Origin of the sequence: Mycoplasmopsis pullorum (genome assembly GCF_001900245.1) — a bacterium.
Taxonomy (GTDB): domain Bacteria; phylum Bacillota_I; class Bacilli_A; order Mycoplasmatales; family Metamycoplasmataceae; genus Mycoplasmopsis; species Mycoplasmopsis pullorum.
Window position 1 is genome coordinate 357,584 of record NZ_CP017813.1, and the last position, 13,235, is coordinate 370,818.

General features: G+C 27.4%; 10 protein-coding genes. 6 read left to right on the forward strand and 4 right to left on the reverse strand.

What is annotated here, in order from left to right; translation table 4 throughout:
- Nucleotides 1–5: 5 nt before the first annotated feature.
- The 3 genes from BLA55_RS01345 to recU are packed head-to-tail and all read left to right on the forward strand — an operon-like array spanning nucleotide 6 to nucleotide 3,628.
- A complete protein-coding gene (locus BLA55_RS01345) occupies nucleotides 6–2,105 on the forward strand; it encodes an endonuclease/exonuclease/phosphatase family protein (RefSeq protein ID WP_073372319.1) in 2,100 nt (699 codons plus the stop codon).
- Nucleotides 2,106–2,115: 10 nt separating this feature from the next.
- Entirely contained in the window at nucleotides 2,116–3,072 is a 957-nt protein-coding gene (pip, locus tag BLA55_RS01350) for a prolyl aminopeptidase (RefSeq protein ID WP_235631841.1), read from the forward strand.
- Between the two features lie 55 nt (nucleotides 3,073–3,127).
- Nucleotides 3,128–3,628, forward strand: coding sequence for a Holliday junction resolvase RecU (gene recU, locus BLA55_RS01355; RefSeq protein WP_073372321.1), 501 nt, complete (start codon nucleotides 3,128–3,130; stop codon nucleotides 3,626–3,628).
- 61 nt (nucleotides 3,629–3,689) lie between these two features.
- Here recU and BLA55_RS01360 read toward each other — a convergent pair whose 3' ends face one another.
- From BLA55_RS01360 to BLA55_RS04340, 4 genes are all read right to left on the reverse strand, one after another.
- On the reverse strand, nucleotides 3,690–3,983 hold the full coding sequence (locus BLA55_RS01360; RefSeq protein WP_465219225.1) for an HU family DNA-binding protein: 294 nt from the start codon (nucleotides 3,981–3,983) through the stop codon (nucleotides 3,690–3,692).
- A gap of 331 nt (nucleotides 3,984–4,314) precedes the next feature.
- Nucleotides 4,315–6,672, reverse strand: a complete 2,358-nt coding sequence (locus tag BLA55_RS01365; protein ID WP_167542425.1) for a DEAD/DEAH box helicase — start codon at nucleotides 6,670–6,672, stop codon at nucleotides 4,315–4,317.
- On the reverse strand, nucleotides 6,659–7,990 hold the full coding sequence (locus tag BLA55_RS01370) for a site-specific DNA-methyltransferase (protein WP_084107627.1): 1,332 nt from the start codon (nucleotides 7,988–7,990) through the stop codon (nucleotides 6,659–6,661). The genes BLA55_RS01365 and BLA55_RS01370 overlap by 14 nt, the downstream gene beginning before the upstream one ends.
- A 64-nt stretch (nucleotides 7,991–8,054) precedes the next feature.
- Nucleotides 8,055–8,459, reverse strand: a complete 405-nt coding sequence (locus BLA55_RS04340; protein WP_073372325.1) for a hypothetical protein — start codon at nucleotides 8,457–8,459, stop codon at nucleotides 8,055–8,057.
- 313 nt (nucleotides 8,460–8,772) lie between these two features.
- Between BLA55_RS04340 and BLA55_RS01380 the strand changes: the two genes are divergently transcribed.
- The 3 genes from BLA55_RS01380 to BLA55_RS01390 are packed head-to-tail and all read left to right on the forward strand — an operon-like array spanning nucleotide 8,773 to nucleotide 13,070.
- A complete protein-coding gene (locus tag BLA55_RS01380) occupies nucleotides 8,773–11,382 on the forward strand; it encodes a DNA gyrase/topoisomerase IV subunit A (RefSeq protein ID WP_073372326.1) in 2,610 nt (869 codons plus the stop codon).
- Nucleotides 11,363–12,682 carry a class I SAM-dependent RNA methyltransferase gene (locus tag BLA55_RS01385; protein ID WP_073372327.1) on the forward strand — a complete coding sequence of 440 codons (1,320 nt, stop codon included), beginning with the start codon at nucleotides 11,363–11,365 and terminating at the stop codon, nucleotides 12,680–12,682. Before BLA55_RS01380 ends, BLA55_RS01385 begins: the two co-directional genes overlap by 20 nt.
- A gap of 28 nt (nucleotides 12,683–12,710) precedes the next feature.
- Nucleotides 12,711–13,070 carry a hypothetical protein gene (locus BLA55_RS01390; protein WP_073372328.1) on the forward strand — a complete coding sequence of 120 codons (360 nt, stop codon included), beginning with the start codon at nucleotides 12,711–12,713 and terminating at the stop codon, nucleotides 13,068–13,070.
- The last annotated feature ends 165 nt before the right edge of the window (nucleotides 13,071–13,235 follow it).

Genomic DNA, 13,235 nt, shown 5'->3' on the forward strand with positions numbered 1-13,235 from the left:
AAATTATGAAGAGCAAAAAGTTACTAATTTTAATATCACTAACAAGCACAATTGCATTATCAACTTCACTAGCAGCAGCTTGTAATTCTAAAGAAGTCAAAGTCGAAAAAGAAATTAAGGAAATTAAATCTTTAAATATTATTAAAAACGATAAATATTATGAATTTCAAGACGAATTAAAATCGAAAAAAACAGTAAATTTAAAAATTAATTCAGATCTAAAATTGTTATATTTAGACACACCTATTTTTTCATTGAGCGATTCAAGTGTTTCATTACAAAATAGCGAAATTTCAGCTTTATTAAAAGAAAATAATTCATTTAGCGTCATTTTAAAAAACGCTTCATTTGAATATTTCCAAGTTTTTAACTTTATCGAAAAACCAGTTGAATCTGATGAACCAACTAATCCAGATCCAAAAGTTGATGGTTCAAAAAAAGACGAAATCACACCACCAACAGATAAAGAAAATCCTGTTGAAAAAGTAGATGAACCAATAACCACTGAACCTGAAAAACCAACTACAGATGATGACAAAAAAGATTCAGAAACTCCAAAAGATGAAGAAAAATCTGTAGATAAAGAAAAACAACCTACTAATCTTGAACCTACGAATCCTGCAATTGATAATGAAAATAAAGAATCTGAAACACCAACAAACGATTTAACTGAAGAACCAATTAACGAAAAATCAAAAGAAAAGAATAAAAATGTGGTTTTTGAATTAGTTGATGAAGATAAGGTTATCAAGTATGTCAATTCAACTTTAAATCTTTCAGGTAATATAATTCAAAAAGTATCTTTAAGACTAAGTGCAAATAAATTTTTAAGTTTTGATGATGAAAATAAAAATTTATTCAAAATTCGCGATGAGTGAGATTCAAGCGAAATTACATTTAAAAAAGGATTAGGAACTGTTAAGAGATTAAACACCTTTATCGAACGTAAAAAAGTAAAAATTACTTATCAATTCGTTGATGATTCAGCTGAATATGAACAAATTTTTGAAATCAATAATCCTTGAAAAGAACCGGAGATTATTATCAAAAAAACCAATTCGAATAGTTCAAACAATAATAATTCTGGTTCGTCTGCGAATAATAATGATAACAATGCAACATCAAATGATGTTGTAAATCTAGGTCTAACTTATAGAATCGGACATTGAAATATTTATAATTTCGGTTCAAAATCAACCGATTATAAAATTTACGGAATTGGACAAGTAATTGATAAATCTAACATGGATTTAGTTGGTTTAACAGAAATAAACTATTCTTCTGAAGATGATATTCAAAGAATAGTTGATGAATTAAACTCAATTCAAAATACCAATGATTGAACATATGTTTTACAACCTACTGACGAAGCAACTATGGACAGAGATACAAGCAGCACATGAGAAAAAATAGGGATTATTTATAAAAGTTCGAAATTTTCTCCTTATAGTTTTTCAAACGGAAAAGTAGGTGACTCATTTAAAGATGAAATTGATTTAATTAATGGTAGTAAACAACAATATAAAAGAGCACCATATGGTGTCCAATTTGGTATTGTTGGGACAAATAAAAAAATTACAACCGTTTTTGCTCATTTTGATAGTCCTGGTAAAAAAGGAGCTGAAAAATCTGTTAAAGGTTACGGATCTAGTCTTGGGGAATTCGAAGCGTCAGAAGCCAAGAATTTAAACTTAGTAATGAAATATTTTGATGATATTGATGGTCATGCGGCACTATTTTTTGGTGGCGACACTAACTTAAAAACAAATAATAATGAATTATTTGACGCTTTATATAGTGACGGATATGAGCGTGTTTATGGCGAAGACCGTGATGAGCACAAAACATCATTAGGAAATAGCTGAAATTATAGTCAACCATATGACCGTTTATTCTATAAAGAAGTGGAAAACATCAATTTTATAAATGAAAATGAAGCGAATTTTGTTGGATTCAAAGCTGATATCATTAATGCTTTTGAAAACGGAATATTAGATAGAGAACATGCTGATACGTTTGAATTTAAAAATTATGCTAACGACTTTAACAAATATATTAAAACTATTTCCGATCATACTTTAGTATATGTAGATGTGGAAGTTTAGAAAGGAACTAATGACATATACAAACATTAAACCATATGAAACCGGATTTTTGAAAGTAGATTCAATTCATAATTTATATTATGAAGTTTCAGGTAATCCTGATGGAATTCCGGTTTTATTTATCCACGGTGGTCCTGGTGGCGGGACAAGTGAAAGATGTCGTGAATTCTTTGATCCAGAGTTTTATAAAATTGTTATTTTTGATCAAAGGGGATGTGGTAAAAGCACTCCAAGCGGAGAATTAAGAAATAATACAACTCAAGATTTAATTAATGATATTGAACTTTTACGTGAAAAACTAAATATTGAAAAAATGATTTTATTTGGTGGTTCTTGAGGTTCAACATTATCACTAGTTTATGCGATTACTCATCCTGAACGTGTTATTCAAATGGTACTTAGAGGAATTTTCCTTTGTCGTTGAAAAGATATTGACTTCTTATATGAAGAAAATGGAGCAAGTAATTTCTTTCCATTTACTTTTGCAAAATATAAAGATTATGTAGATAAACACAATCCCGGTGTTAACTCGATTTTAACTCGTTATTATGAATTAATGACATGTGGTGATTATGAAAAAGAAGTTGAAGCAGATTTACATTTTGCAAATCTTGAAAATACTGCAGCGGTTTTAGTAAAAAATCCAGATAATAAAATGGATCCAAAACACGCATATGAAATTGGTAGAATTGAAGCTCATTATTTTGTTAATAATTCATTTTTACCTAGCAACAATTTTATTTTAGAAAACACTTCTAAAATTGAACATATTAAAACTCGGATTGTTCACGGTCGTTTTGACACTGTTTGCTTACCAAGTGCAGCGTATGAATTGCATAAAAAATTACCAAATTCAGAACTTTATTTAACCGAAGCGACCAGTCACTCAGCTTTTGAAAAAGCTAATTTTGAAAAATTATGTGAATTTATGGAACAAATTAAGCAAGAATACACATCACAAAAATAACTGTTTTTACACAGTTATTTTTTTATTTTCAAAAAAATTGCATATAGATAATGAGATGAAAAATAAAGGAATGTTATTTGAAAAACTAATTAATCAAACGATTGATTGGTTAGAAAAAAATAAAATTGCATATATTCAAAAATTAAATTTACCAATTAAATTTTCAGGGACAGAGAGCGACATCAAAGGAAATTTATGACTCAAAAATGTTAAGGTAACTCACAAATCTACTGTGGACTATATTGGTTGCTACCGGGGACAATTTATCGCTTTTGAAGCAAAAAGTACTAAAAGCGATCGACTCGAAAAAAGCAATATTAAAACAAATCAAATCGAATATTTAACTAAGGTAAATGCATGCGGAGGTCTAGCTTTCTATTTGATTTATTTTGAGAAATACGACCAAATTTTATGTACACCAGTTGATTGAATTTTATTTTTATTAAAGAACGAAAATAGCTTAAACATAGTTAATATCGTCAAAAATTCCTTATCTGTGGACATTCTCTTCCCTGGCATTTTGAACTTAGATAAAACACTAAAATTTTGAAATTAAAAAATGCATAAAAAACTTATGCATTTTTAGCTTTTTTAAAATTTTAATTAAAATTAGCGAATTAAAAATCAACTAATTCACGTAAGTATTTAGAAGGTTTATACTTCACAACACGTTTTTCACGAATTTCTAATGGTTCACCAGTGAAAGGGTTTTTTGTTACACGACCGCTTTTAATTTGAGTAGAGAAAGTTCCTAAGTCTGAAAGTTGAACTTTTTCTTCAGCGATTAATTCTTCTTTTAAAATAAACACAAAAGCATCGAAAAATTTATCTGCAACTTTTACAGGTACGTCGCATCTTTCTGCGATTCTGGTGATGAATTCTTTTTTTGTCATATTGCCTCCTATGTGCATGTCTTATATTTTTATTTTATCGAATTTTACTTTTATACCTATAAAATAATACTAAAAAATCAATTTAATTGTCAGTGTACAAAATATTTATAAAATAATAAAAACTCAATTGTGGTTTTTAATTGCAATCTGTGTTGCAAAAAACTAGCATTTTTACATCTGATTTTCTTATTTTAAAAAATCCTTTAAGGCTAGAGTTTCCAATTTCAACCTCAAAAACGAGGTCTAAGTTGGAAACTCAGTATATTGGAAAAGAAAAAACGAAAGACGACTTTAATTTCATCTTTCGTTTTTTAAATTCTTGTTGTTCAATTTGAGACTTAAAAATAATTTAATTGTTTTTTTCAACATCTTTAATGATGTCATTTAAAAGATCCGGTAGTGCACGGTAATCTTGGATTTTATTGTTAACAGATTCAATTGTAGACATTCCATCGAATTTATATTCATCCGGTTTGAAGATAACTAACGTGAATGAATCTTTGTCATTTTGTGAGTCTTTTCGATAGAAGAACTCTTTATAACCCTCCATGATTTTTTTGGTTTTTTCTTCGTCATAATTATTTTTTGATTTAACTTCGATTGCTACGAAATGATTTTTTATTTTTAAAATATAATCTGGAAAAGACTTTCTAATATCTGTTGTTGATCCGTCAATATATTCGAAATAGACACCTGTATGAACTGGGTTAACAGCTCATGTTTGAATCGTTTGTATATTATTGGTTTCATCTAAAAAAATTCTCAATCTTTTTAAAAATTCTTCTTCTGCTTCTGAACTATAAATAATGAATTTATCTTCTTCTTTTATGTTTTTTGAACTACGCACTTCTTTTGATAAATAATAACTTTGGTATGCGGATTTAATATCTAAATTGTCTTTAAGTTCAAGTTTAAATATATTTGATTTATATTTCGACTCTATTTTTTCTATAGAAACAAAATTAGGAAGTGTGACTTTGTCAAGTTTATAATTAATCCCCTTTTTATCTTTGTCTTTTTTCTTTTGAAAACTTAAGTATATTTTTTTAATTTCACTTTTATAGATTGTAAAAAAAGCATAAACAACAAGCTCGTATCTGAAGTTTAGTTCATTTGCTACACCTTCTAATTTCTTTAAAACTTTATCTTTAAGTTGTTTATTTCAGTAATTTTTCTGTTTTTCAATTAATTCTTCATTAGCTAAAGCTAAATCAATAGTGTTAAAAATAGCTTGACTGATAATCTTTTTCTCTGTATTTAAAAGATTTTCACTTTCTGAAATAATTTTTCCTTTTTCTTTAAATTCTGCCAGAAGTAATTTAGACTTTTCTTCTAGTTGTGACTTATTTATGAGTTTTAATATTTCGTCATGATATTCATTTGTTGTTTTGAAATTATAATATTTTTCTTTGTCGATCATACCCGATATAAATTCAACATCTTTATACTCTGGTTTTAGTACGAAAGAAGCATAACATTCAGTGTATGGAACTTTTGAGTAAGAATAAATGTAATAAGAAAAAGCGGGATTTTTTAAGTCTCAATTCTCATTGTTAGTGTATTTTACTGCGGGATTTCTTTTGATTCTCCCTACAGTTTGGATGCTTAATGTTTCAGAAGAAACGTTTCTTAATTGCACTAGTAAACAGGCTCTAGGAATATCTCATCCTACTGAAGGTCCTACTTTAAATATAATTACATCCACATCAGAGTTATTTTTTGAAATTTTTTCAAGTGAAATTTCTTCTCTACCACTTGAGTCTTTTTTATCATCTGAAAAATATGTAACTCAGTTTAGGTGATGTTTATTAAGAATTGTTTTAATTTCTTGAATTGTTTTTTCAAACTCTTCCTGATTTTCTTTGGTTTTATTTTCGACTTGAATTAGCATTGCTGGATTAATTTCTTTAAGGCCATATTTATTATCTTTATCAACATATGATTTTTTGATCTCTTTGAATTTTTCACAAGCTTTTTCAAGCAAATCTGTATTTTCGATTTCGTCTTCTTCTAATTCATTTATTCCTTCGTTATAAACTAATCTTTCTTTTAATAATTTTGTTGAATCTTCTTTTAATTCTTTTTCTGTAATTTCAACAATAATTGAATCATCAATATTTTTTGGGGTTGCGGTCATTTCGATGTAAAAATGAGCAGCTTCCTTTAGTTTATCATTAGCTTTTTGAGTATTTTCAATATCTTTCTCAGTTACATTCGCTCTATGTGCTTCATCACGAATGTAAATAAGTTCTGTATCTATCGAATTTTTAATATTATCTAAAAATGTATCTAAAATTCCTTCTTCTGTAAAAATTCTACCTTTACCAAAAGATGCAAGACCAAAAATTAAAAGACCACCGTTATGAATAATTGGTATATTAGCCGAGTAATCTTTTGCTTTATTAGCTGTTTTTGAAGAAGAAGGAGAAACGACATGTTTGATTTCAAATTTATTATTTAAATAAGGTAAAAACTTTGTTATATGTGTTTCCAACTGCTTTGGCAGTTCAGAATCAGAAATAGTTGCTAATACAAAAATTAATCTTTTACCATTACTTTGACTAATGACTCTATCAATAACATTAGAAATCATGAAAGTTTTACCAGCACCGGTCGGCGCTTTAAAAATTACTTTAGATTTATTTAGAGAATTAAAACAACTAACAATTTCATTAACAGCTTTTTCTTGAACACTAGTTAATGTCATTTTGATCCTCTTCATTTTTTAATGAATATAACTGCTTTAAGTAATAAAGAATTCTTTGTTTGTCTTCATTTTCATCTAAATTTACATTAGCGAAATCAGCAATTTCTTTAATAAATAAATCTATTTTGTCATTTAAACTTTCATTTATATCAATTGGAAATTGTTTAGTTTCATAAACTTTTAAAGGTACTTGGTAAGGTTCGTTTTTGTTTAATCATTCAAAATTTGAACTTCCATCAGTTGTTTCACCACGACTAATTCGATGCAATCTTTCATAAGTAACATTTTTAGCAATATCATTTTCATTATTGGTAACTATAGTTACACTTCTCTTGCCACCATCTTCTCTGTTCAAATCTCACACAGCATGAGTCGTTGTTCCTGAACCCGCAAAAAAATCAAGAACACGAGCGTTTTTGTTCGTGTGTAATCTAATTACATCCTTAATCAAATGAATTGATTTAGGAAAATTAAAGATTGATGAATTGTCGAGAATAGAATTCAAGAATTTTGTAGAAGAACCTGAATCATAAGACGGTTGATATCAAATGCTTTTGTAATTTGGTAAATTTAAATCCCCATTTTCTAAAGTAGGTCTCACTTTTTCCATAATAGAATTTGTTTCTTTTTTAAACTTTATTGAAGATAGTCTTTCTTTAAAACTTTTAAAACCTACTCTTCATCTGGCGAATTCACCTGTTTTGTATAAAGGTAATACAAATTTGTATCCTAAAGATTGATATTTTCTTTTTAGATTTTCTAAATATTCATCATTAAATTTATTTTCTTTTTTGTCATATAAATTATTGTATTCTTCTTCTTTTATCGAAAATACTTCATCCTTTTTTACGATTATAGGGTAAAACATAAAAGGACGATCTTCTCTTTTAGATTCACTTCCACTTTTTTTTAGATCTATTGATTTAAAAGATCCTTGAGAATCTTCTAGATTGAATTTCTTCTCTATTTCTTGTGATTCTATTTTTTTACCATTAAATTTTATTTTAGATATATTTTTAGCATAGATCAATAAATATTCACTTGCTTGTGATATATGTTTTTGATCTGATCTTGCACCTAAATTATTTATTATAGTTATGTTAGCCACGAAATTCTCTTCTCCAAAAATTTCGTCCATTAAAACTTTTAAGTATGCTTGCTCTGCGTCATCGATTGATATGAAAATTACACCATCATCTTTAAGGATGGTTCTAGCTTTGACAAGTCTTTCTCTAATCATGTTAAGTCAACCGTTACGAGAAAATTTGTCACGATAAATAAATTTCGAAGCCGAGACATTTTCTTTGTCATTGGCCAAATTATTACCATCTTTTTGTGTCGCTTCGGTATTATAAGGAGGATCAAGATAGATTACGTCGTAATTAAAATCAAGTCCTGCTCTCTCTCTCGACTACTATTAAATTATTTAAAACGTCGAAGTTTTCACCAATGATTAAAATATCTTTTTCTTTTGAGTTATTAATCTCATTTTTTTCTGTTCCAAAAGAAAGTTCTTTGTTTTCTTCAAGTAAAGTAATAGATTTGTTCGTAGTTATTGGTGTTGGAGCTACGTCAAAAGTAAATCCAAGCTTAATTCTTTGGATTAATAATTGATAAATGTTTTGAACATCTTCTTCTTTTGCGTTTTTGATAATTGTTTTACAAAGTTCTTTTTGATCTTTGTTAAATGTGCTTGTTGATAAATTATCTATCTTTTCTAAATATTGTTCTTTTATTGATTTTTCTTTGTTTTCATTAAATGTTGAAGTATTTAAATCTTTTTGCATTTTGATCCTCCTAAATATTATTTTTAAATTATATTAAATTTAAAAAAAGGTTTTGATATCTGTTCTTAAAGTTGTTTAAAAAATTTTATAAATGTTTATTTTGAGTTAAAAACGAGACAAATAATAAAAAATTTATTTAAAAAATATAGCTATGGAAATTTTATTGCTCAAATCAAACCACTTATTCAAATCTGAACACACAATTTAATTTATATTTTTTGGATTTTTTAAATTAAAAGAACAAAATTAGAACTTTAAAGAACTGTTTTTTGATTTTTGTAAATAAATAGATAAAATTTATTAAAAGGAAAGTATGGAAAAAGAAAAGATTATTTCAAAAATTATTAATGAATCGCTTGACAAAATTATGGCGAATCGTTTTGAACGTTATTCAAAATATGTTATTCAACAAAGAGCCTTACCAGATGCTCGCGACGGATTAAAACCAGTGCAAAGAAGGATCTTATTTTCGATGCACGAACTTGGTTTTACACATAATCGTAGCTATGAAAAATCAGCCCGTGTGGTTGGCGATGTTATTGGTAAATACCATCCACATGGTGATAGTTCGATCTATGAAGCTATGGTTAACATGAGTCAGTGATGAAAAAGCAATATTCCGCTTTTGGACATGCAGGGGAATATTGGTTCGCTTGATAACGATCCGGCTGCTGCGATGCGTTATACAGAAATACGTATGGCTAAAATTGCTCAATATGTACTTTCAGATTTAGATAAAAATACTGTAACTTTTGTGCCAAACTTCGATGATAAAGAAAAAGAGCCTGTTGTTTTACCATCAATTTTTCCAACTTTATTAGTCAATGGAGCAACAGGGATTGCAATTGGTATGGCGACTGATATGCCACCACATAATTTTGAAGAGATTATGGAAGCAACCATTGCAAAACTTCAAAATCCAGAAATCAGTTTAAAAAGTTTATTAAAAATTGTTAAAGGACCAGATTTTCCAACTGGTGGAGTAATTTATGGTACTGAAGGTGTGCACGAAGCATTAGAATTAGGAAAATTACAAAAAAATAAAATCAAATTATTTGCAAAATATAACATTATCACTTCCGATAAAAATAAAGTTATTGAAATTACGGAAATTCCATATGGTGTTGTTAAAAGTGAATTAGTTTATTCGATTGACTTAATAATTAATAATAAAGATGTTGATGGAATTTTAGAAATCAAAGACCACTCTGACCGTGAAGGGATTAAAATTGTCATTACTTTAGAAGTTGATGCAAATGAAAAAAGTATTCTAAATTATCTTTTTGCAAAAACGAAGTTGCAAGTTAATATTAACTATGACAATATCGCAATTTATAATAATTCACCAAAATTGATGAACTTAAATCAATTATTAGATGCTTATATTGAGCATGTCAAAAATGTCCAAACTAAAGCAATCACTTATGATTTAGAAAAATTTAAATTAAGATTAGAAATTGTTTTAGGATTCTTAAAAGTTACCGAAATTACCGACGAAGTTATTCGAGTAATTCGTAAAAGTGAAGGAAGTAAAGCAGGTGTTATCGAAGACTTGATGAAGTACTTCCAATTTACCAAAAACCAAGCAACTGCTATTGCTGAATTAAGACTTTACCGTTTATCAAAAACTGATAAAGAAGAAGTTTTAAAAGAAAAAGCAGAATTAGAAGAAAAGATTGCTTACTTATCTTCTTTATTAGATGACGAAGCAAAATTTGTACAATATTTAATTTACATTTTAGAGAAAATGAAAAATGAATTTCCTTGTCCACGTAAAACTCAAATTGTAGCAAATGAGTTAAGTTTAAATTATGACGAAAAAGACTTAATTAAAGAAGAAATTATTAATATTGGAATTTCAAGACATGGATATATTAAGCGTTTATCTCAAAAAGTGATTGATTCAAATGATTTTGCAACCTATCAACTGAAAGATGATGATTATTTAACTTTTTGAAATAAGGTTAATACCTTAGATACCTTTTTAATTTTTACAAGTTTTGGAAATTACGCAATTATTCCAATTTATAAAATTGCTGAATCAAAATGAAAAGATCTTGGTGTTCACTTAACTGATTTTGTTGACTTAAAACCAGGTGAACAAGTAGTGAGTGTAATCGAAATTCAAGACTGAAATTCAAATAATTTTATTGTAATTAGCACTAAAAATGGAATGATTAAAAAGACACCAGTTAAAGACTTTGAAGTTTCAAGATTAATCAAAACTTACACCGCAATTAAAATTTCAGATGATGACGAGGTTGTTAATGCATGTATTAGTGATGGTACAAAAGATGTAATTTTTGTAACCAAAAACGGACTATTTACTAAATACTCTGAAAATGAAGTTAATATTTATGGTACAAAAGCAAAAGGTATCAAAGGAATTTATCTTTCGACGAATGATTATGTAGTTTCATTTACTACCGCTCAACATAACGATGTTTTAACTTTAATTACACATGAGGGATTAATTAAGAAAATTCGCACAAAAGATATGCCTTATGTAAGTAAAAACAATAAAGGTAAAGAATTATTTAAAAATAAAAAGAATGATCCACATCATGTTGTGGAGATTTATGCAACTCGTGATACTGATATGTTGCTATTACGTGATAGTGACGGAAATAGTTATTTAGATCCGGTCAAACAGTATCTATTCTCAAAAACAGATGATACTTTCTACAATGTAAATATTTCAAACTTTGTGGCCGGAGTAATTCGTAAAACTCAAAAAGTGACAAATAAAGATACATCATTTGAGACAAAATTTGAAAATAAAAAAACCAAAGAAAATGATGAAAAAGTATTTGCAGAAGCGGAAAAAAAGATTAGCACAATTGATGAAGATTTAAATGAATTATTAAGAAAAGTTAATTTTTCATTAAAAGAAAAGACTAAAAATGACAAAAATAAGAATTAATGATGAAATTATCGTAAAAGCAAACGAAGTAAGTTACCAAGGTTTAGGAGTTTTTCGTGATGAGAATTTTGCAATCTTTGTACAAGGACTTTACAAAGATGAAGAAGCCTTAATTCGAATTACCAAAGTTAACAAAAATTTTGCTTTTGGACATGTTTTAAAATACTTATCAATTTGCGAATCTCGAATTGAAACACCAAATAAATATTTAATTAACAGTAATATCGCTCCTTTTTTTGGTATTGAATATTCTGAACAATTCAAATGAAAACAAGAATATGCAAATAAAGTCATTAATTGAAATCTAAAGGATTTTGCTGCAATTAATAAATTTTATCCAAGTGCACAAGAAATTGGATATCGCAATAAATCTAAATACTTTTTAGAAGTTAAAAATAATATTTTGGTATGTAGTTCAAGTTTATTTAATTCAAACGAAACAATTACCGTTGATAATAATCCGATCGAAAATCCAATTTTGGCTAAGACAATAAAAAAAGTTGTCGCAGTAATTAACGAATATTATTTTTTACTCAAAAAGAACAAACGTCTTTACAATTACGAAAATATTTTAGGACGTGTTAATGAATTTGGTGATGTGTCACTGTCAATTACTATTCATCCTGATTATTCGATTCCGCAAGGTTTAATTGAAAGATTAAAACTTTTAGATTTGGTTGAATTATGAGAATTTAAAAAGACTAAATCAGGATATAAAAAACTTCAAATCATTACTAAAAAACCATTCAAAATGTATTTTGAGAATTTTGAATTCGACATTAAACCGGATTCATTTTTCCAAGTTGATTTACAAAGTTTTAAAAATGTTGTAAACGACATGAATGGAATTATCGAACAAGTCAAACCAAAAAGAATTGTCGATTTATACTGTGGTGTAGGTTTTTTAGGAATTGTAACTAACAAAAAAGACACTGAATTACTTGGAATCGATTTAAACGAAAATTCGATTGAAAGTGCTAAAGAAAACCTTAAAAATAACGGATTCAAAAATTTTGATTATAAGAAATTTGATTTAACACATTTTGATGAAAAAACAGAATTAAGAAATGATGATTTAGTTTTAGTTGATCCACCACGCGAAGGATTGACCGAAGATGTGATTAATTGATTAACTCGAAGCAAAATTCAGAACATTATCTATATTTCATGTGATATTAAAACTTTAATCCGCGATCTAAAAATATTTAGAGAAAATGGTCATAAAGTGAAATTATTAAACGCTTATGACAATTTTGCTCAAACATCTCATTTTGAATTGCTTTGCTGAATTGAAAAATAAATGATATTATTTTTAATTAGGTACAAATATGAAAGAACTTAAAGCGTTTAACGTTATCACAATCGTTTCCACTCTAGTGAGTATTATTACTTGAGTTTTATTAATTTATTCAATTATTAACGGATATTTTGTTTCAAATCTAAAAAGTGGACTTGACACAACAATCTTTTATTTAACAATTATTTTTCTAGTATTGTGAATTTTTCTATTATTAATGGATTGATTCTTATTAGTTTTTGAAATGGTTGCTGGAATCAACAATTCACTTTTTAATTATCCAATTTACTACGGATTGATTTGAATATTAACTCCTTTTGTTATCGGTTTAATTTTGCAAATAATCATTACATACAAACTGGAAAAACAAATTTCAAAGACAAAAATGTAAAAATTATTTAATACCATAAAAATAACTAAAACATCTGTATTACAGGTGTTTTTTTGTTTTTTAAGTGGTAAAAATCTCTTTTTCATCTATGAAAAATTTATGGAAATTGACAAAAAGCTATGAAAAAAAAAAAAAAAAAAAGTAAAATCCGGTTATATCTATCTA